The 22,201-nt window shown below is 30.2% G+C and carries 17 protein-coding genes; 11 read left to right on the top strand and 6 right to left on the bottom strand.

Features of this window, described 5'->3' with window-relative positions; translation table 11 throughout:
* Positions 1-26 precede the first annotated feature (26 nt).
* Positions 27-1,094 carry a hypothetical protein gene (locus H6553_11750; GenBank protein MCB9034503.1) on the top strand — a complete coding sequence of 356 codons (1,068 nt, stop codon included), beginning with the start codon at positions 27-29 and terminating at the stop codon, positions 1,092-1,094.
* A gap of 64 nt (positions 1,095-1,158) precedes the next feature.
* Here the strand turns inward: H6553_11750 and H6553_11745 are convergent, their stop codons facing one another.
* On the bottom strand, positions 1,159-2,151 hold the full coding sequence (locus H6553_11745; protein ID MCB9034502.1) for an aspartate-semialdehyde dehydrogenase: 993 nt from the start codon (positions 2,149-2,151) through the stop codon (positions 1,159-1,161).
* A 178-nt stretch (positions 2,152-2,329) separates the two neighbouring features.
* Here H6553_11745 and H6553_11740 point away from each other — a divergent pair, with 178 nt between their 5' ends.
* The 3 genes from H6553_11740 (at position 2,330) to hemN (ending at position 7,921) form a co-directional block, all read left to right on the top strand.
* Positions 2,330-4,858, top strand: coding sequence for a lamin tail domain-containing protein (locus H6553_11740; GenBank protein ID MCB9034501.1), 2,529 nt, complete (start codon positions 2,330-2,332; stop codon positions 4,856-4,858).
* Between the two features lie 45 nt (positions 4,859-4,903).
* Positions 4,904-6,487, top strand: coding sequence for a L,D-transpeptidase family protein (locus H6553_11735; GenBank protein ID MCB9034500.1), 1,584 nt, complete (start codon positions 4,904-4,906; stop codon positions 6,485-6,487).
* 72 nt (positions 6,488-6,559) lie between these two features.
* Positions 6,560-7,921, top strand: coding sequence for an oxygen-independent coproporphyrinogen III oxidase (gene hemN / locus H6553_11730; protein ID MCB9034499.1), 1,362 nt, complete (start codon positions 6,560-6,562; stop codon positions 7,919-7,921).
* A 58-nt stretch (positions 7,922-7,979) separates the two neighbouring features.
* On the opposite strand, the gene H6553_11725 is transcribed toward hemN, so the two are convergent.
* The 3 genes from H6553_11725 to H6553_11715 form a co-directional block, all read right to left on the bottom strand.
* Positions 7,980-8,285: a hypothetical protein gene (locus H6553_11725; protein ID MCB9034498.1), complete on the bottom strand. Its 306-nt coding sequence runs from the start codon at positions 8,283-8,285 to the stop codon at positions 7,980-7,982.
* A gap of 72 nt (positions 8,286-8,357) precedes the next feature.
* A complete protein-coding gene (locus H6553_11720) occupies positions 8,358-10,373 on the bottom strand; it encodes a tetratricopeptide repeat-containing sensor histidine kinase (GenBank protein MCB9034497.1) in 2,016 nt (671 codons plus the stop codon).
* Between the two features lie 9 nt (positions 10,374-10,382).
* Complete coding sequence (locus H6553_11715; GenBank protein MCB9034496.1) at positions 10,383-11,102, bottom strand: response regulator transcription factor; 720 nt, start codon at positions 11,100-11,102, stop codon at positions 10,383-10,385.
* Between the two features lie 233 nt (positions 11,103-11,335).
* Here H6553_11715 and H6553_11710 point away from each other — a divergent pair, with 233 nt between their 5' ends.
* Both H6553_11710 and H6553_11705 read left to right on the top strand, forming a co-directional pair.
* A complete protein-coding gene (locus H6553_11710; protein ID MCB9034495.1) occupies positions 11,336-11,950 on the top strand; it encodes a DUF4082 domain-containing protein in 615 nt (204 codons plus the stop codon).
* A 332-nt stretch (positions 11,951-12,282) separates the two neighbouring features.
* Positions 12,283-13,470, top strand: coding sequence for a cellulase family glycosylhydrolase (locus H6553_11705; protein MCB9034494.1), 1,188 nt, complete (start codon positions 12,283-12,285; stop codon positions 13,468-13,470).
* A 71-nt stretch (positions 13,471-13,541) separates the two neighbouring features.
* Here the strand turns inward: H6553_11705 and H6553_11700 are convergent, their stop codons facing one another.
* Positions 13,542-15,197, bottom strand: coding sequence for an AMP-binding protein (locus H6553_11700; GenBank protein ID MCB9034493.1), 1,656 nt, complete (start codon positions 15,195-15,197; stop codon positions 13,542-13,544).
* A 547-nt stretch (positions 15,198-15,744) separates the two neighbouring features.
* On the opposite strand from H6553_11700, the gene H6553_11695 reads away from it, so the two are divergent.
* Together H6553_11695 and H6553_11690 are read left to right on the top strand one after the other, a co-directional pair.
* Entirely contained in the window at positions 15,745-16,092 is a 348-nt protein-coding gene (locus H6553_11695; GenBank protein MCB9034492.1) for a hypothetical protein, read from the top strand.
* A gap of 84 nt (positions 16,093-16,176) precedes the next feature.
* The gene (locus H6553_11690) at positions 16,177-17,319 is read left to right on the top strand and encodes an acyloxyacyl hydrolase (protein ID MCB9034491.1); all 1,143 of its coding nucleotides are present in this window, start codon (positions 16,177-16,179) and stop codon (positions 17,317-17,319) included.
* Positions 17,320-17,325: 6 nt separating this feature from the next.
* Here the strand turns inward: H6553_11690 and H6553_11685 are convergent, their stop codons facing one another.
* Positions 17,326-18,900, bottom strand: a complete 1,575-nt coding sequence (locus H6553_11685; protein MCB9034490.1) for a GMC family oxidoreductase — start codon at positions 18,898-18,900, stop codon at positions 17,326-17,328.
* A gap of 128 nt (positions 18,901-19,028) precedes the next feature.
* Here H6553_11685 and ppk2 point away from each other — a divergent pair, with 128 nt between their 5' ends.
* The 3 genes from ppk2 to H6553_11670 all read left to right on the top strand — a co-directional run bounded on the left by ppk2 (position 19,029) and on the right by H6553_11670 (position 22,173).
* Entirely contained in the window at positions 19,029-20,003 is a 975-nt protein-coding gene (gene ppk2, locus H6553_11680; GenBank protein MCB9034489.1) for a polyphosphate kinase 2, read from the top strand.
* Positions 20,004-20,024: 21 nt separating this feature from the next.
* Positions 20,025-21,062, top strand: a complete 1,038-nt coding sequence (gene rlmN, locus H6553_11675) for a 23S rRNA (adenine(2503)-C(2))-methyltransferase RlmN (GenBank protein MCB9034488.1) — start codon at positions 20,025-20,027, stop codon at positions 21,060-21,062.
* A gap of 121 nt (positions 21,063-21,183) precedes the next feature.
* Positions 21,184-22,173 carry a DUF3089 domain-containing protein gene (locus H6553_11670; GenBank protein MCB9034487.1) on the top strand — a complete coding sequence of 330 codons (990 nt, stop codon included), beginning with the start codon at positions 21,184-21,186 and terminating at the stop codon, positions 22,171-22,173.
* Positions 22,174-22,201 lie beyond the last annotated feature (28 nt).

The raw sequence follows: 22,201 nt of genomic DNA, 5'->3' as shown, positions 1-22,201 counted from the left end.
TAAGTGGAGTTTTTTATTTTTATATAATGTTTCAAAAACTCAAAAAATTCTTTAAAATAGATTTATCTAAACTTAAACAAGCAGATAGAGTTGGTATCGTTTGGCTAGATATTTTTATGATATGGCTAGTCATTCAAAATCTATTGTTTTACGGATTTAATTGGTCGTTTCATTTAAAGCCATTCAACGAGTTTTATTACTACATTTGGCCAGCATTTCACAATTGGTATGGAAAATATATAGAACCCAACTTTGCTTTTTATGATTTGTTGTTTGTCGCTGTATTTTTCATAGAATTTATGTATCGATGGATTAGAGCTATCGTGCATAAAAAATTAGAGTTGTGGTGGATTTTTCCTTTTACACATTGGTACGATGTACTAGGACTGATTCCAATGGCTGGAATTTTTAAATTCTTTCGACTATTTAGATTAGTGAGTTTAATATATAAACTACAATATTTTGGCGTGATAGATTTAAAAGCAACGAAAGTCTATAAACAATATCAAAAAGTAACAAAAATTTTAGTTGAAGAAGTGTCTGATAGAGTAGTCGTAAATATTATTGAAATGACACAAACAGAATTAACAAAAGGCGGACCATTAGCAGATAAAATCATCAGTCAAGTAATAATTCCTAAAGAAGATATATTGGTCAATTTTTTAGCAGATAAAATTTCCAATACCGTAGATGTCGTTTATAAAGAACATCGATTAGAGTTAAAAAGCTATATCAGCACAAAAATAAACAAAGCATTAGAAGAAAATAATGAAGTTCAAATGCTACGATTCTTACCTATTGTTGGTACCACTTTTCAAAAAATGCTCGACAATGCTGTTAGTGATATTACTTTTAATACCATAGATAAATTAATTACAGAAATTGGCAACGACCAAAACAAAGCCAATATAGAATTATTGGTAGATACTGTTTTAGATGCAGTAACACCAAATCCAGAAGAAGTAGAATCTACCAATCACTTAATTATAGGTATGGTTAATGAAGTGCTAGATGTAGTAAAAAATCATGTAGCAGAAAAAGAATGGCTCAAGCAAATCAAAGCTAAAAAAGAAGCAGATTTAGCGAGCCAATAATTTTGAATGCTTTATTCTTGATAAAGCAAGTTCTAAAATTAGGAATTAACTTTTTTCTAGAAACTTATCCTAACAAATCATGTTTTAATAAATATTCTGCAATTTGAACAGCATTGGTAGCAGCACCTTTTCTTAGGTTGTCTGCTACTATCCATAAGTTAAGTGTATTGGGTTGCGACTCATCTCTTCTAATTCTTCCTACAAAAGTTTCGTCTTTACCATGAGCATCTATTGGCATCGGATATTTTAAATTTGCAGGATCATCAACTACTACAACACCTTCCATATCATTGAGTAATTGCCTTACTTCAGCCAAATCAAAATCGTTTTCAAATTCTATGTTTACACTTTCGCTGTGTCCACCAACAGTAGGAATTCTAACAGCAGTAGCCGTAACTTTAATGCTGTCATCACTCATAATTTTGTTGGTTTCTTTAATCATTTTCATTTCTTCTTTGGTATAACCATTGTCTTGAAAAACATCAATATGAGGCAAAACATTCATATCAATTTTATAAGGATATGCCATTTCGCCTTCAATACCATTTCTTTCGTTCATCATTTGGTCAACAGCTTTTTTACCAGTTCCAGTAACCGATTGATAAGTTGAAACAACTACTCTTTTAATTTTATATTTATCGTGTAATGGTTTTAAAACCACTACCATTTGTATGGTACTGCAATTTGGATTAGCAATAATTTTATCTAATTTTGTTAGTTCATTTGCATTTATTTCAGGAACGACTAATTTTTTTGTAGGATCCATTCTCCAAGCAGAAGAATTATCAATAACAGTAATACCTGCTTCAGCAAATTTCGGAGCATATTCTAAAGAAGTGCCTCCACCAGCAGAAAAAATAGCCACATCAGGTTTCATTTCAATAGCAGTTTCTGGTGTTACAACAGTGAATTCTTTGCCTTTAAATGCTACCTTTTTTCCAGCAGATCTTGCAGATGCAACAGGAATTAATTCGGTTACAGGAAAATTTCTCTCTGTTAATACTTTTAGCATTTCTCCACCAACTAAACCAGTGGCTCCAACTACAGCTACTTTCATATTTATTCTTTTAAACTGTAAAGTTACTCTTTTATCTTTTAGACAGTTATAAATTTTATGCTTAATTTATTGTTACCAAACAACCTTTTTTGCGTAATTTTCTACTCTAATAGTGAACTAACCGAATTATAGGCAAATGCTATTGAGATTTTTAAATAAAATATTGTTTTTTTATTGCTTGATAATTGTAGCAACTGTAGCAAATGCACAGTTCGTAGAACAGTTTACAGATGGCGGTTTTAACCAAAATCCAAATTGGGATGGTACTGAACAATTGTTTGAAGTTAATAGTGATAAACAATTACAGTTAAATGGGAACGACAATTTAGAGGTTGCTTACTTAAGTACAGTTACTACTAGTTTTGATAATGTTTCTTGGGAATTTGAAATCAAGCAAGACTATAATCCTTCAGAAAGTGATTTTGTAAAGATATTTTTAGCAAGTGATAATGAAGATTTATCAAACAATACAATTAATGCTTATTTTTTAAAAATTGGAAGCAATGGCAATAGTGATGGATTAGAGTTTTATGTAAAAACAGGAACAACAGAACAGTTGCTACTAAATATGTTGCCAAGTGTTTTTAGTACAACACCTCACTTTATTTACAAAGTAACTAAAAATCAATATGGCAAATTTGTGTTCTACTATAAAGACATTAATGCGGCCAACTTTATTACGCTTGATAGCGTTACAAACACTACTTTTACGAATAATCAGTTTTTCGGATTTTTAGCAAACTACACTTTAGCCAATAAAACTAATTTTTATATAGATAATATCTATTATATTACAGATAACACTGCTCCAACGATTGATAGCATTGTCGTGCTAAATCCAAAAACAGTACAAGTGTTTTTTTCTGAAGCTTTAGACGAAACAAGTGCAAATAACAGTAGTAATTATTCTATAAATGGATTTAATATTAATACAGCACTGCTTAACAATACAAATAACAGCGTTACACTTACTTTAGACAATGCACTAAACAGCAATTCGTCATATACAGTAACTGTAGATAATGTAGCAGATATCAATCAAAACGCAACAGATAATTTAACGAATAACTTTCAGACGCCTTTTTATCCAAGTGCAAACGAAATTACAATTAATGAAGTTTTGTACAATCCAAATGGAAGTACAGCTTTGCCAAATGCACAATATATAGAATTGTACAATAATACCAACAATGTGATAGATATTAGTGCATGTACATTAAACAATGGAGCTATTGTTCCAAACAGAGTTGTTATTGCTAGCAACAGTTATGTTGTTTTGTGTGATGCTTCTGCTATCAATCTATTTAATGGAATAAATAATGTTGTTGCTTGTACTAATTGGACAAACTTTAATACAGCAGGACAATCGTTTGAGTTTTTAAATATTAACCAGAATATAATTGATAGTGTAACATTGAACAACAACTATTTTTATGATGCTCAAAAAGCAAATGGAGGTTATAGCTTAGAGTTACAATATCCAAATAGTTGTGAGCCATTGTTTGTTTGGAATGAAAGTGCAAACACTAGTGGAGGAACGCCTTCAAGTGCAAATGCTGCTATTACTATTGACAGAGCAAATGCTGCTATTAGTGCAACAATTATAGATGCTAAAACAATTGGTGTTGCTTTTAATTACCCAATGCAAATGGCAAGTTTAGAAACGATAAGCAATTATACACTTAATCCAAGTATAGGCATACAATCTGCTATAGCTTTAGATGACAAAACAGTACATTTAACATTAAACAATGATTTAGTTTTAAATACATTTTATACCTTATTTGTTCAAAACATTGAAGCTTGTATTGGCAATAATATCTTGGTCGATTCATTTTCTATCATCAATACAAAAATTCCAGCAATTGGCGATTTAGTAATTAATGAAGTATTGTTTACTCCAAAAAATGCAGACGAACAATTTGTAGAAATTAAAAACAATACTGAAAACTATTTTAAAGTAAAAGATATTCTTTTTGCTAAAGCAAGTGTAGTATCACAAATAGAAAACTTTAACTTATCGTTTGATGATGAACATCTAATAAAACCATACGATTATTTAGTATTTACTTTAGATGCAAATCAATTGTCATCAACCTATAGCAATACAAACATCGACAACTGTTTTACGGTTTCTGATTTGCCTTTAGATGAAGAAGAAGATATTGTAATAATTAAAAACTCAGAAAATACAATGTTAGATAAACTACATTACTACAGTAGTTTTCATTTAAGTACACTTAATAACATAGAAGGCATTTCTTTAGAAAGAGTAAGTCCATTATACAATAAAACTCAAGATGTAGACAATTGGCATTCTGCATCTAAAACGGTTGGTTTTGCAACACCAGGAATTAAAAACTCTGAGTTACAAGAAATAGACTTTGCTGCTACAGTTACTGTTGAGCCAGAAGTTTTTTCGCCAGACCAAGATGGCTTTGATGATTTATTGTTAATTTCTTATCAGCTTGAAAATAGTTTAGCAAGAGCAGTTGCTAATATATATAATACAGAAGGTAGATTAATAAAAGAAATTACCGAAAACGAATCTATCAACGACAAAGGTTTCTTTAAATGGGACGGAACAGATAATGATGGCAATAAATCTAAAATTGGTATTTACTTTGTACAAGTCAATTTATCTTATAGCAATGGTGAACAAAAGTCATACACTTATAAATGTGTTTTAGCTTCTCGATTAAATTAAAACTAAATAAACACAAGAAATTCGTATTTTTACAAAAAAATAAACTTGAAAAACAAACTATTAACTACTTTGTGCAGTGCTTTAGTGTTTGCAGTTCTGTTACCATCGTGTAAAAACAAAAAAGAATTGCCTAATACTTCTATCAACTTAGAAGAATTTAATACAGCATTGTCTAATCAGCTTGATAAAATTATAGATACATTGCACACAAGTAATGTAGATAGTACAAAAACAGCAAATTGGGAATTTGTTGCTCAAAAAATTTACGAAACCAATAAATTTAAACCACTTTGGACAAACTATTATATTTTAAATGATGCAGGAAAATCGGTTTATCAAACAATAATTACTTGCGAATACTATGGTTTAAATAAAGCCAATTATCCAATAAAAAAATTACAATATCTATACGACTCTTTAATGATAGATTCAGTGTCTACTAATTATACACTATTAAGTGAATTAGACGCTACAATAACAGAATGCTTACTAAAAATTGCTTTGCATTTAGATGATGGCATGTTTGTAGAAGGACAAGAATCTATTAATCATAATTTTTATGATAAAACAGAAAAATATATTGCCTTAGTAGATGAAATTCAAGAAAAAAAGAATACAACTAAAACACTAGCAAAACTAGAGCCACAAAATCCTGTGTATAAAAGATACATGAAAGCAGTAAAAGCTTTTGTGTCTAAAAACAATATCTCGCCAGATAAAATCACGATAAGAGATTATAAAACAGACTCTATTGGTGCTATTGAAGATGCAAAAAAAGCATTGGTCTATCATCATTATTTAGCAGATAGTATGAAAACCAACGATTCTGCTTATTTAGTAGCATTAAAAGCATTTCAAAAAGAAGTTGGCTATAATCAAGATGGTGTGCTTGGTGCTATGACTTCTAGAGCTTTGGAAAGAGATAACTACGAAAAGTTTAAAATGTTGGCTATTAATGCAGACAAGTGGCGTATTGGCGATTTCGATTTACCAGAACAGTATGTGTATGTTAATCTTCCTGCATTCAAATTAAAAATCATTCAAGATGATAAAGTAACACTAGAAAAAAATGTGGTAATTGGTTTGGCAAATGCCAAAAGAGCAACACCAGAAATTACTAGTGCTATTGATAGAATTGTGCTTTGGCCAACATGGAGTGTGCCTCAATCAATCATTAAAAATGAGATGAAGAGCTTTAAAGGTTACCAAGTTACAAAATATGCAAATGGTGGCTTAAGAGTAGTACAACCACCAGGTTATAAAAATGCATTAGGTGTAGTTAAAATGTTGTTTCCAAATAAACACTCTATATACTTACACGATACACCAAGCAAATATTTGTTTAATAAAGACTATAGAGCATATAGTCATGGTTGTATAAGATGTCAAGATCCATTAGAAATAGCAGCTAAAGTTTTGTCTATGGATACTTTTAACATTAGCTACGATTCTTTAAAAGTGATTAGAGATAAAAAAATTCAGACTAGAAATTTTAATCTAAAAAATCCAGTGCCTGTTTTTATTAAATATTTTACAGCAGAAGTAGATTGGGACAACCAATTAAAATTTTATCCAGATGTTTACAAAAGAGACGAAAAATACTTAGCTGTAATTTTTAAAGAAGATTAGTGATAATACAATATCAAAGATTTAAACTTCTGCATTGTTGATTTCTAGTAATAATCATACCTTTGTAATGTAATGTTAGATTTTAATCTCGTTCAGAAATACAATGTTCCTATACCAAGATATACGAGTTATCCAACGGTACCATATTGGCAAGAACCATTGAATAGCACTGAACAGTGGTCGCAGCAAATTCATCAAGCAATAAAAAATGGAAAAACAGCAAATGGTATAACACTTTATTTGCACTTGCCATTTTGCGAACAACTTTGTACCTATTGTGGTTGTAATAAAAGAATTACAAAGAACCATAGTGTAGAAACAATTTATATTGATGCACTACTTAAAGAATGGAATATTTATAAAAATATATTTCAAGATAAAATAAAAATAAAAGAAATACATTTAGGTGGAGGAACACCAACTTTTTTTAGTCCACAAAACTTACAACATCTTATACAAGAAATTTTAAAAGACAATATTGTTGAAGAAAATCATGAGTTTAGTTTTGAAGGACATCCAAATAATACCACACAAGAACATTTAAAGGTTTTGTATGATATTGGTTTTAGACGCGTTAGTTTTGGCGTTCAAGATTTAGATTTAAAAGTACAAAAAGCCATTAACCGAGTTCAACCTTTTGAAAAAACAAAAGCTGTTACCGATTGGGCAAGAAGTATTGGCTATGAATCTATAAATTACGATTTAATATATGGCTTGCCTTTTCAAACAGCAGAAAGTATAAAACACACCATTGAAAAAACCATAACGCTACAACCATATAGAATTGCTTTTTATAGCTACGCTCATGTACCATGGACAAGTAAATCGCAACGAGCATATAGTGAAGATGATTTACCTAAAGGAAAAGAAAAATATGAACTCTATACAATAGGAAAAGATTTATTTAATAATGCAGGATATGAAGAAGTAGGCATGGATCATTTTGCATTGAAAGAAGATACACTTTTACAAGCAAAAAGAAACCAAACTTTGCACAGAAACTTCATGGGATATACGACCAACAACACGCCAGTTTTAATTGGTTTAGGTGTTTCTGCTATTAGCGATGTTTTTTTTGGATATAGACAAAATCTAAAAACAGTTGAAGCTTATTACGAAGCGTTGAAGGATAACCAATTACCAATTTTTAGAGGAATAGATTTAACAAAAGAAGATATAATTAATAGACAACATATATTAAATATTGCTTGTAATGGAACAACATCGTGGAAAAATGATTTTGTTTTTACACCAACAGCTCAAACAAATTTAAAAACACTACAAGCAGACAATATTATTATATTAGAAAATAATACCATTACGCTTACAGATTTAGGTTGGCGTTTTCTTAGAAATGTATGTGCTTTATTTGATGAAAAACTGATGAACGACACCAAATTGAAAGACACACCAAAATTTAGCAATGCTGTTTAAAACAAAAAGAGCATCTGTCTAAAGATGCTCTTTTATAATATAGTAATAATATTTATTACTACTGATTGTCTTCTTTTTTACCAAATAAACTTCCTGTGATCTTGCCAAAAGTATCTTTTAAACTATCAACACCACCATCAATTAGTGCTCTTAAGTCGCCTAATTTTTCTTCTGCTAAATCTTCTAAATTGTCTAATTTTTCTTGAATAGACGCTTTGTTTAGATTTAATTTTTCTAATTGCTCTTCTATTTTAGCTCTAGCATCGCCAGTAGCACTTTCTAATTTGGTTTCTAATTCTGCAATTTGTCCTTTAATACCATTTACAGTTTCTTCTGCCTTGTTTTTTAATTGATCTTTATCCATTTTTTAATTTTTTTTTGATTAACAATCATTAAAGGTAAATATAAATAGGCAGAGTAGTGTAATGATATGTTTTTAAAAATGTAAATTAATCGTTGTTCCTTCATTTACTTTTGACTGTATGGTAATTTCGCAATCAATTGCAGTTGCCATATCTTTTATTATATATAAACCTAAACCATGTTTTTTGCTGTTGATATTGGTGTTGGCTTCAAACTTCTGCATTTGTGCTTCGTTCATGCCTTTACCATTATCAGTAATAGAAAGAATAATTTGATTGTTTTCTTTTTTAGCTTTCCATTCTATTTTTCCATGCTCATTTTCTTTTAATTCTTGTACAGCATTTTGCGTTAGATTATGCATAATGGTTTTTACATAGTTTTCATCAGTATATAAAAACAAATTATCACTATTCAAAAATGTAATTTTAATATTTGTAACTGTAATAAAATAATTTTCAATATACTTAAACAAATTATTGATGTTCGTCTGTTTTTTTTCTGGTGTAAAATGTTCCATTTGTCCTTTGCTCCAAAGTAAAACGCCTTCCATCACATCTAACAAAGAAGTTACAGCATGCATTGTTTTGTGTTGTTGTTCTTCTTTTTCAGTTTCACTTAAAATACTACTGTCTATTTGTTGCAATTGTAAGAAGTTAATTAGACTTGCAACTGGACTTCGCAAATCGTGCGATAAAATAGAAAAGAACTTGGCTTTGGTTTTATTGGCATTGTCTAATTGTGTGTTGAGTAGTCGTAGTTCTTGATTTCTTTGTTTACGAATTTGACTTAATCTATAAAATAAAAATCCAATTAATATAACAGCAATCAATACAATAAATAATATTAATAAGTTTTTTCGTTGTGCCTTAATATTAGCTTGTTGTTGTTTAATTTCAGCATTCTTTTTATCCATTTCATGCTGACTTTCTAATTGTGCTATTTTGTTTTTATTCTCTTGCGAAAAAATAGAATCATTTATTTCAATCGATGCTTTATAATTTTCATACGCTAATTTGTAGTTGCCAATAGAGGTATATGCTTCTGAAATACTTTCTAGAAAATTAGAAAGCAGTGCTTTGTTATTTAAGCTTTTTGCACCTTCCATTGCTTCTTTATTGTATTGAATACTCAACTGTAATAATTGTTGTGTAGCTGTTGGTATTTGTTGAATTGCTTCTTTATCATTATTCAATTTTAAAAATGCCATTTTTTGATAAAAATCGCCAATAAAACCTTTATTTATAATAGCAGACTCAGCATGTTCATCGTAAGTATTCCATATTTTTTCTGAAGACAAATACGCATTTATAGCATTATTGTATTGCTTTAAGTTCATATAAATAGTTCCTAAACTGTTTAATATTTCTGCTTCATCTGTTTTATAATCGTAAGTTTTGGTAATAAGCAGTGCTTTTTGATAGTAAAATATAGCGGAATCATATTGATTGATATCAGAATAAATATTAGCTAATAAAGCATATGGATTTATTAATAAACTTTCTTCATTAGTTTTACTAGCTGCATTGATAGCTTGATTTATATACTCAAATGCTTTTTTAAAATTACGCTGTATAGCATATACCAATGCTAAATTTTGCATTGCATAACAAATATTAATATTGTTTTTTGAAGCAATTGCTAGTTGTAATGATTTATTATAATAATTAGTAGCTGTTATATAATCACTTTGTGAGTTGGCAATAGATCCTAAATTATTATAAGAAGAAGCCATATTAATTGTGTCGTTGTTTTTAATATTTAATGCTAGTGATTTTTTATAATATAATATTGCAGTATCACTTTTTCCTTGATTGGAATAAGTGTTTCCAAAACTAGTATAAAATGCAGCAATGCCTTTTTTCCATTGCATTTTTTTGGTCAGTTTTAATCCAATATTAGCATACTTAAAAGCAGAATCTATATTGGTTTGTTCGTAGTATCTGCAAATTTGGTTTAATAATTTTGCTTGAAATGTATCAATAGTTGTTTGTGTATATTCTTTTTTTAAGGAATCGATATAGAAATTTTCTTGTGCAATCAAAGAAGAAGAGATACTAAAAAACAAGAAAAGAAGAAAAGAGTATCTCATATTTGTTAATTATTGATGAAACAACTCTTTTATAGTGTCTTTATAACTTCTTCCAATAGGCAAAGTACTGTTATTGTCTAATTCAATTTCATTATTGTTGTATTTAGTAACATAGTGTTTTTGAATAGCATAGCTTCGGTGTATGCGAATAAAATTTTTAAATGCTTTGTTTTTAATCAAATTACCTAAAACATCTAACACCATATATTTTTTGTTATTTGTTACTATTGCAGTATAGTCTTTCATTGCTTCGAGATACAGAATTTCATATAGTTGTAGTTTAATTTGGTCAGATCCTTGTTTAATAATTATGTTTTCTGTATCTAATGAATGTGATAAAATATCTGCTTTTCGTTTAATGGTGTAATAATCTACCAATCGTTGTATTGCTTTATCAAACCGAGCTTTATTAATAGGTTTTACCATAAAATCCAATGCATCTACATCAAAACTTTCTACAGCATATTCTGGATAACTGGTAATAAAAATACAAGCAGGAATTTTCATTAATTGCTTTCTTAAATCAAGACCACTCATTTCTGGCATATCTATATCCAAAAAAAGCACAAAAGGTTGCTGTTCTTCTATTGCATTTAAAGCATCCACTGGCGATTCAAACTCACCAAGAATTTCTATAAACTCATATTGTTTTAAAAAAGCAAGCGTTGTTTTTCGGTCAATAAAATTATCATCTACTACAAAGCAACTTATTTTGGCTTTAGCATTCATCTTTTAATTCTGATAATCAAATATAACTATAAAAATATATTTTCAACAGCCACATTTATTTTATTTCCATTTTATAAGAAGAAGAATCACTTATAAATCTAGTCTAAAATCTAAGATTCTTGGCTCTAAAAATCTAAAAAATGTCATTCATCGATTATTTCCTACCGTTCGTCGATTAGTGCTTGTAAATTTTAATATAGAGAATGAACTTTAAACAAAAAAAGAAAAAATTTATGAAAAAAATTAAATTAACAGGACTAAGCGTATTTGTGGCAATCACATTACTTACTTCTTGCAAAAAAGAGGAAATAACAATTAAAACAATAACAGAAACACCAATCTCTACTATTACAAATGAAAAGCAGATGGTTGATACCTTTTATGCTACAAATTTTACAAATTTTGAAATGGGATTTGAGTTTTATGCATCTATAGATGGTAAAATAACAAAATTAGGTTGTAAAATGCCTGAGACTGGAAATTATATAGTTTCGCTATGGGATGTAGAAACCAAATCGGTACTTGCCCAAACACAGGTAGCTGTTAGCAACACAAATATTTTTACCTATAAAGAACTTATATCTTCAGTAGAAATAATGGCAAGAAAAAGATATATAGTAAGTGTAAATAATACAAGTGGAGGTGTTAATAAAAAATATTATGTTTATTATAATACAAATGGAGTAGACATCGGTCTTTCAATTTATTCTTTTACAAAAAGTAAAATTACTTTACTAAATTATAGAGATCAACAAAGCACTATACCTATTTTTATAGAGTCATTTAATCCTAATGTACAACACTATTTAGTAGGAGTAGCAGACTTTGAATTTCAGTACAACGAATAACAAACCATTTTTCATAAAACACATTAGTTGAATGTCCCAAAGCATAAAAATACTTTGGGATTTTTGTTTTAAAAGAAGATAGCCAAACTTTTTTGTCTTTGTAAATAAATATAACGAAGCAATCTTAAATAAACCATAGTAAAAATATTTGTTTTTTTATTATAAAAATATAATAATCTTGTTCCTAAACATCTAAAATCAAAAAGTCTTATTCTCTCGATTCTACCAATCTTGGTTCTTCCCATGTCATTCATCGATTATTTCCTACCGTTCGTCGATTTGTGCTTGTAAATTTTAATATAAATATTGAAGTTTGAATAAAAAATAATAATATGAAAAAGTCAAATTTCTTTCTTTTAACAGTTATAATAACACTCTTTTTAATACTGCTAACTCAAAGTTGCATTCCTACTGGTGGAGGTACTACGCCAACACCAACGCCAGTTGCCGATTCTGTGCTAAGAGTAAAAGGTCGGTTTCTTACAGACAGCAATGGTAATAATGTAATACTAAGAGGTGTTAATGTTCCAGCCTATAAAGAAGGTTGGAGTAACGATATTGAACAAGTTGCCAACGCAGTTGCTTCTACCAAAGCCAATGTAGTGCGTTTAGCTTGGTGGACACACATTACAGGTAGTCCAGAACCACAAACAGGCACTACTTATTATACTGCCAACGATTTAGACAGAGCCATTACAACTTATGTAAACAAAGGCATTTTGCCAATTATTATGTTGCACGATTTAACAGGAAAAGCAGATGCTATGCAGTTCCAAAATATTATTACAGCTTTTTGGACAAGAAATGATATTGTTGCAGTGCTAAAAAAACATCAAGGGCATCTTATTATTAATATTGCAAATGAATGGGGCGCTAATTGGAATACCAATCAAAACAATTATTCGCAAAACGATATCAATACCTTTATCAATACTTACAAAACAGCTATTACAGCTATAAGAAATAAAGGCATAGCAGTTCCTTTAATGATAGATGCTTATGGATATGCAGATAGAGCAGAAATTTTTACTTCATCATCTTATGGTCAAAGTGTAAGCAATGGACAATATCTCCTTGATTTTGATCCTCAACACAACTTATTGTTTAGCGTACATACTTATTATTGGAAATGGGATTGGCAAACCAATTTATGCAACCTTGATCCAACAAACAGATTAAATGGTTTAGTAAATAGTGGCTTACCTTTTGTTATTGGCGAAATGGGTAATATCTTGCCAGATGGAAGTACTACAACAGGATATGCTGATTTGCTAACCAAAGCCAATAGTAAAAGTATTGGTTACTTAGCTTGGTCTTGGTACAACGATGGTACCAACGACCATACAGGAACAGCTCCTAATAGAATGAACATTACATTAAACAATAATGGTTACGGCGATGGCATTACTATTCCAAGCAGTACATCTGCAAATACTTGGGGTTACAATATCTTAAACGGAAGTGGTTATGGTATAAATACAGCAACACCAACGACTACAAAAATTAATTTCAAAAAATAAACAATACAATAGTATATTTTATTACAAAACCATATTAGTTTTTTAGTGTCGTCGGGATTAAAATCAACCAACTATTCCCAAATTATTCTAGTATCTCTATCTTGTGTCCATGTTGCTACTTTATCAGCTACTTTTTGTTCAAGCTCATTGCGTTTTACTTTAAGTGTAGGTGTCATCAAACCATTTTCTACAGTCCAATCTTCTTTCATAATAATAATTTTAGCTACTTTTTCATGACTTGATAACTTGCTATTTACTTCACTCATGGTCGTTATTAAATCAGCTTCTATAGTTGGGTTATCAGCACCATTTTCATTCGTATAATTTACTAATGCAATTGGTTGTTTCATATTAGCACCTACTACACAAACTTGAGCAATATATGGCGATTTAGACAATTCTAACTCAATTGGTGCAGGAGCAACATATTTACCTTTATCTGTTTTAAATATTTCTTTAATTCTACCAGTAATTTTTAAAAAACCATCTACATCAATTTCGCCTTTATCACCAGTTCTTAAATAACCATCTTCTGTAATGGTTTCTTTCGTTTTGGCTTCATCTTTGTAATAACCTTGCATGGTACATTTATTCTTAACTAGAATTTCACCAACATCGCTAATTTTTACTTGCGTATTAGGCATTGGCTGACCAACAGTTCCAACTTTTCTAAACTCTAATCTATTGCCATGAGAAAAAGCACAGTTTTCACTCATACCATAAGCTTCGCAAATCGTAATGTCTAATTTTTCATACCATTCAATTAAAGAAACAGGAATTGGAGCTGCTCCAGAAATAATATACTTGCACTGAGATAAACCAGCATTTTCTTTAACTTTTCTTTTAATCAAATCAGACAAAAACGGAATTTTTAAAAGCATATTCAATCTTTCTTGTGGCAATCTTGCTAAGATAGAATTTTGCATTCTCGTCCAAATTAAAGGCACTGCTAAAAACACCGTTGGTTGAGTATCTTTTAAGTTTTGTGGTACTTTCTCTATAGATTCTGCAAAGGAAATAGAAGCACCACAGTATAAAGCACCCATTTCTACCAACATGCGTTCTGCAATATGTGCCAACTGTAAAAAAGAAAAGAATCTATCATTTTCTATAATGTACTCTAATTCTTTAAGTAGCCAAGTTGGAGCATACGCAATCGATTCAAAATTATGTACTACACCTTTGGGTTTTCCTGTAGTACCAGAAGTATAGATTATCGTACAAATATCGTCTAAGTCGGGAATATAATTTTGCTTTAACGGCTTTACCTTTTTAGTAAAAGCATTCCAGTCAATACAATCTTCTTGCGGATAGTCTGGAAACGAAACACAAGTAACATTTTTTGGAATTCCTTGTTTCTGTTCGTGCCATTTGTCTAGTTTTCCTACAAAACACAATTTAGACTCGCTGTGTTCTAAACAATAATCTATTATATCGGCAGTTATTGTTGGATATAATGGAACAGAAATACAGCCAGTCATCATAATTGCTAAATCAGCCATTATCCAATGAGCACAATTAGCAGAAAGGATAGCAATTTTTGTTCCTTTTGGATAATTTTGAGCTTGAATAGCAGCAGCCATTGTTCTTATGATTTCGCCAGTTTCTTTCCACGAATAATGTATCCATTGGTCGTTAATCGCTTGTCTTAAAAAAGTTTGATTGGCTTTTTCTTTTTCGTATTGATAAAACTTTTGTAAAGGCGTAATTAAAGGTATTTCTTTCATAGTATCAAATATGAAACTTTTTTTAAAAAATAGACTATACAAAAGCAAAGATTTTTAACCAATTTAAATGCCAAGTTTTGTGAAACACTCATGAAACAGCTATAAGTTAACCTTATAGTATTAATTCACACTAGCAATATAAGCCGTTGATTCTCTAGTTATTTAATGTCTCGACAACATTGGAGTAGCTATTATTTAAAACAAAACCGTAGCATTATTTAATATTTCAACAAAAGGGTTAATTTTTAAATAATTTAGTATTCATCTCTCTTTCATTTAAAAGTAAAACTACGCTAAACACAATGCATGCATTCCTTTGCAACTTTGTAACACTAAATTTTTTATTATGAAAAGAGTATTTTTAAGTATGCTGTTTGTATCTATGTTGATACCAATAATGGCACAAGAACAATCAACCGTTTAAGAAGAAGAAAATGTCAATTATTTAATTGATGGTAATCACCGAAGAGGTTTTTCTTCAATTACAGAATTAGGAACAAGTTTTTCCTATGGTAAAACATTTTTCTCTATTAGCGAAACTTGGGGAATGCGTATTAATCCGTATTTGTTTGTAGGACAAGGCATTCACATTAATGTTACTAAAAACAAGTGGGCAGATTTAGCTGCTACTGCTAATGTTAGAGTAAATTTTACTGATAAAAATATTGCTCCTCAATTTATTTCAGAAATTGGTGTTAACAAAACCAACCAAAGTACTTACGACAATGAAGTAATGACATTAAAAGACAGACAGTTTATAATGCAAAGTGGTTTAGGTGTTGAATTTAGATTTGGACCTTATGCTGCACTTACTTTAAATGGTGGTTATAAGTTATTAACCGATTTCAACAACAACAATCATGGTGGTTTTGTAAAAATAGGATATATATTCTAAACCAACACTTAATTTGTTTTTAAAAGGTTGCCCAAATTTTAGTAGAGGCAACCTTTTTTATTTTATCTTCGTTCTTTGTAGAAGATGAAATCAAAATATATACTTTACTTATTCCTGTTCACTATTTTATTACCAAAGTTGAGTTTAGCAAAATATCAACCTAACTTTTTTCCTGCTAAAGTTGGTATAGATGCCAATGTGCAAATGGGAAGAATTTTTAGGCACACTACTAATTTTCAACCAACAATAAATGGACCTAGCTATGCTTTAGAACTCAATGCATTTAAACAAACAGACGGAAGCAAAGCATGGCAAAGAAAATTGCACTATCCAGAAATTGGTGGAGGCGTATTTGCTGTGTTTCATCACAATAGCGATACTATGGGAAATGCCTATGCTGCTTTTGTGTATTGGAAATATCCTATAGTGCGTAGCAAAATTGTCGACTTTAATATTAAAATGGGAATTGGTGCTGCTTATGCTACCAAAAAATACGATGAAAAAGAAAACAGTTACAATAATGTATTAGGTTCTAAACTTAATGCTTTTGTAGAATTGCGTTTTGGATTAGAATGGAAAATTGCATCACAAGTAAAACTAATTACTGCATTTACTTATTCTCATTATTCTGATGGAGCTGTTAAATTGCCTAATTTAGGAATCAATACGCCTACAGGTACACTTGGAATCATCTATTATCCAAAAAAAGAACCTATTGCTATTAATAGAGATAGCATACCTTCACCACAATATAAAAATGAATTTTTAGCACAAACAACATTTGGCATGTTAGATGTCACCAAATTCACACCAGATAAATCATGGTTAATGCAAGCAACTACTTTTGGTTATAGTAGATATATTAATATAACGAATAAAATAAGTGCAGGAACTACACTTGAGTTTAATTTTGGTTGGCCACATTTGTATGTTAATCAAGATAAAGTAGTAGACAAAATCATAAAAAAAGCGAGTACAGAATGGAGTGTTTATGTTGGCGATGAAATTTTAATTGGCAAATTTGGCTTTTATTATCAATTGGGTGCTTACTTATATCACACCTATAGAATGCCAGCACCGTTGTATTTTAGATTAGGTGCTCATGTATATGTTGGTGCCTTAGGCAAAAAACAGAAAGGAAGTCTCTTTTTTCCTGCTGGATTAAAAGCTCATGGTGGTACAGCTCAATTAGTAGAAGGTGGTGTTGGTGGTTTGATAAAGTTTTAGAATTATTTACAAGTTTATATCGTTATTAATAATATGTTCTATGTTTCTTTCTGCTAGTGCTGCAACGGTGTACGCAGGATTTGCTCCGAGTACACCAGGAATTAAAGTAGCATCGTTTACATAAAGATTTGGATATTCTAACAATCTACCATAATAATCTGTAGCATCGCCAATAACACAACCACCTAATGGATGATAAGATGTATCTTTTAAATATTTGTTTGGAAATAAATCAGTGTCAACATAACTTCCAGGATTAGCTTCATTTACTCGTTCTGCCCAATTACTTGCAGCGTTTATAGATTCTTGAATACCATCTTGACTCCAATTCATTTCTAACTTATCTAAAAAAGCATTATACTTAAATTCGCCTCTATAAGATGAAAATCCAAAGGCAACATGAAATAAACTTTTTTGTGGAATGCCTGGTAAAAAAACATTAATTGGTTGTGGCACACATTCTATAAAAATTGGCACCACAGGATTATCAATATCTAATACACCATTTGCAGGAACATAAGCAGTGTATGCACCTGTGCTTTCTTGTATAGTTCTTTTAAAAAAAGTTTTACCATTTGTACCAAATCCTTTACCAATTCTATCATTAAGGTTTGGCAAATGACCTAATGTTTTTGCTTTTAATAATAATTTTAAAGTATTTGGAGCTCCAGCACAAAGAAAAAGATATTTACACCACATTTGCTTTTTTTCTAAAATATTGCCTTGTTCATCAATTCTGTGAACAGTAATTACATAACCATTATCTCTACGATTAATATATTGTACTTCGTGTAAAGTGTGTAGTGTAGCATTTCCTGTAGCAACAGCATCTGGAATATAATTTTTGTCTAACGAGTCTTTCGCTCCATTTCTTGTACCAAAGCCACCATCTCCATAAAGAAACTCTTTAGGAATTTCGCCATTTAACTCTTTATCAATGATAGACCAATCATAAGAAGCAGGCAATCTACGAACAGTCATATTTGCATTTAAAGCTTGTTGATTAAACGCTCTAGCATGTGTATAATACTCAGATTGATAAATATGTTCTGGAACTTGAGAAATATTAATCATACTATCTACTCTTGGATAATAGATTTGCGACATCTCTTCGAAACTAACTTCAGTTGGAAAAACTAGATTAAAAACTTCTTCGTGTGGCTGAACATAAGTTGCACCAAAAACTAAAGAACCACCACCAACGCCAGTTGCATTATAAATATTCATATTCTGAAAGTCATGATATTCTACTATGCCTGCATATTTTGAAATTGGTACTTTTATATTTACAAATGGCAAATTGCAAATATTACTTAACCAAGTTGTTTTTTCATTTATATTTCTAGATGAAGTAAAATCGTGGTTTATCCAAGACCTGCCTTTTTCAATCAAGCCAACTTTTAAACCAGCTTTTGCCAAACGATAGGTACTAACTGAGCCACCAAAACCAGAACCAATAACTAATGCATCGTATTTTTCGTAGGCATTAAAATCTTCCGTTTTCATACAAGAGCTAATTAAAGCACCTGTTCCTGCCATTGCAGTAGCTTTTATGAATTTTCGTCTATTATAGTTTTTCATTCATTTATTATTTAGAATTACATTCTAACAAGATAATACAATTCATAAAATAAAAAAAAGATGATGCTAACGATAAGATATGACATTTATCATTTAACAGAAAATTATAAATGCTTAACTTTGAAACTATGGCAAAAAGGAGCATAACGAAAAAAACAGTATCTAAAGAAATAGGAAATAGTTCTACCTTTGGAAATGGTTTAGTTAAACCAAAAGAAGCTATTATAAATAAGACTATAGATACTTCAACTGAAAATAGTGATTTCTATGAAAGAATTAAATTATTAAAAAAGAAATCAGAACTATTCAAATATATCAATAATAAAAAAGATATAGCACATTTAAAAGAAACATTTCTTTACGAGCAAGATTTAGAAAAACTACAAATTGAGTTAGTACAATTGCAACAATGGGTTCAAAAAACTGGTGCTAGAGTGGCTATTTTGTTTGAAGGAAGAGACGCAGCAGGAAAAGGTGGAACGATACGAAGATTTGCAGAACACATCAATCCAAGAGCAATGCGTGTAGTAGCATTACCTAAACCTAGCGAAGACGAAAAAGGACAATGGTATTTTCAAAGATATATTAAGCAATTACCAAACCAAGGCGAAATTGTTTTTTTTGATAGAAGTTGGTATAATAGAGCAGTAGTTGAGCCTGTAAATGGGTTTTGCACTAAAGAACAGTACAGCGTATTTATGCAACAAGTTACTGAGTTTGAACACATGTTATACGAAGACGGAATTATAATTATAAAATTTTGGTTTTCTATTTCTAAAGAAGAACAACTTAACCGATTTAACAGCAGAAAAGCCAATCCATTAAAACAATGGAAATTGAGTCCAGTAGATATGGAAGCTCAAAAAAAATGGGATAATTATACCAAATACAAAGAAGCTATGTTTGGACAAACACACTCTTCTTTTAGTCCGTGGATAATTGTTAAAGCCAACAATAAAAAAAGAGCAAGATTAGAAAGTATTCGATATGTCTTGTCTGCTATTCCGTATAAATCTACCGAAAGTAAAACAGCAGTAAGAATACAACCAGATCCAAATATTGTAAGCAGATATCATAGAAAAGTAGTACAAGTAGATGTATAAATCTTATGCTATCTTTGCATCATGCAAGGCAAACAAGATATTAGAACGCTTTCTTTAAATCAACTTATTGAAGCACTAGACCAACTCGGAGAAAAAGCGTTTAGAGCTAAACAAATTTATGAATGGCTTTGGAAAAAATCGGCAATTAGCTTTGATGAAATGACCAACCTTTCTAAAGCTTTGCGAGAAAAACTACAAGCACATTTTGATATTTTACCAGTTCAAATAGATCAAACACAAATTTCTACAGATGGTACTATAAAAGTTGCCTTTCAATTACACGACAATCATTTTGTAGAAGGTGTTTTAATTCCTACAGAAAAAAGAGCTACGGCTTGTATTTCTTCGCAAGTAGGTTGTAGTTTGTCTTGTGCATTTTGTGCTACAGGATTTTTAAAACGAGAACGAAATTTATCTTTTGCAGAAATATATGATCAAGTAGTATTATTAAATCAACTATCAAATGAACACTTAGGAAAAGATTTAAGCAATATTGTTTTTATGGGAATGGGTGAACCTTTATTAAATTACAACAATGTAAAAACAGCCATTAAACTCATTACTAGCGAAAACGGATTAAACATTGCTGCTAAAAGAATTACAGTATCTACAGCAGGCATTGCTAAAATGATTAAAAAATTAGCAGACGATAATTTAAGAGTAAACCTAGCGCTTTCTTTACATGCTGCAGACGATGAAAAACGAAATACCATTATGGCAATCAACGAACAAAATAATATTGAAGTGTTGATTGATGCCTTGTTGTATTTTCAAGAAAACAGCAAAAGCGAAATTACTTTCGAATATATTTTACTAGATAGTGTAAACGATACTATAGATGACGCTAAGAATTTAGTCAACCTAAGTAAAAGTGTAGCTATAAAAGTAAATATTATAGAATATAATAAAATAGACCAAGCAGATTTTAAAAAAGCAACGCTACACAAAAGAGATGCATTTACAAAATACTTACACAACAATGGCGTTATTGTAAATGTTCGCAGAAGTAGAGGAAAAGATATAGATGCAGCATGCGGACAACTAGCCAATAAGGTTTAAAAGTTTTTCAATACATCTTAATTTAAAATTGGAATAAGCTACATTTTTCTCTTAACACTCCTTAACCACAACTGGAACACTTTTTGACTACACTTTCGTTAAATTCTTAATATATTGTAGAATGACGAAAAGTATATATCTTTTTTTCTTTACACTTATAAGTGCTTTTGCTTTTGCAGATGATGCTCCAGACTATGCCAATAACAAATATTGGGCAGCATTACCAACGGTTTTTGATAATGCAGACTGGACGCCAAACGATACAACACTGCACGACAATCAAACTAGTGCAAAGGCAGATGTCTTCTTTATTCATCCTACAACAGCTATTGTTGGTTATAAAAGTAACGCAGAAATCGACAATGAAAAAATCAATCAAAAAACAGATGAAACTACTATAAAATACCAAGCTAGTGTTTTTAATGGTGCTTGTAAAGTTTATGCACCAAGATATAGACAAGCATTACTACACAATTTCTTTAAAAGAAACTCTCAAGCAGCTCAAAATGCATTCGATTTAGCGTATCAAGATGTTAAAAAAGCTTTTCAATATTATTTAGATCACTACAATAATGGTAGACCAATTGTCATAGCAAGTCATAGCCAAGGTTCTTTGTTGGCTATTCGTTTGTTACAAGATTTTTTTGACGGAACTACTTTACAAAAGCAGTTGGTACAAGCATATGTTATTGGTTATCCAGTTCAAGAAAACCAATTTCATTTTTTAAAAGTGTGTCAATCACCAGATGATTTAGGCACTATCGTTTCCTATAACACTTTCGAAATGGATGCCAATCCAAATAATTTTGTACACGAATACAACAATGCTATTTGTGTTAATCCTTTAAGTTGGACAACTGAAAAAACATTTGTTACGAGCAAATACAATTTAGGAAGTTTACAAAATAATTCTGGTAATATTATTCCAAACATGACAGGTGCAAAATGTGGCAATGGTATTTTGGAAATTCAAAAACCAAAAGAAAAAGGATTTATACCATTATTAAAATCTAATTATCATATTTATGATTATAGTTTATTTTATATAAACATACGAGAAAATATAACACACAGAGTAAATTTATTTACAACAACTAAAACTAACAACTAATGAATAAACAATTATTTATAATTTTTAT

It is taken from the genome of Chitinophagales bacterium (assembly GCA_020636535.1).
In the GTDB taxonomy this organism is placed as follows: Bacteria; Bacteroidota; Bacteroidia; order Chitinophagales; family JADIYW01; genus JADJSS01.
Note: the sequence above shows the minus strand (reverse complement) of the source record. Positions and strands in the feature narration are given on the sequence as shown.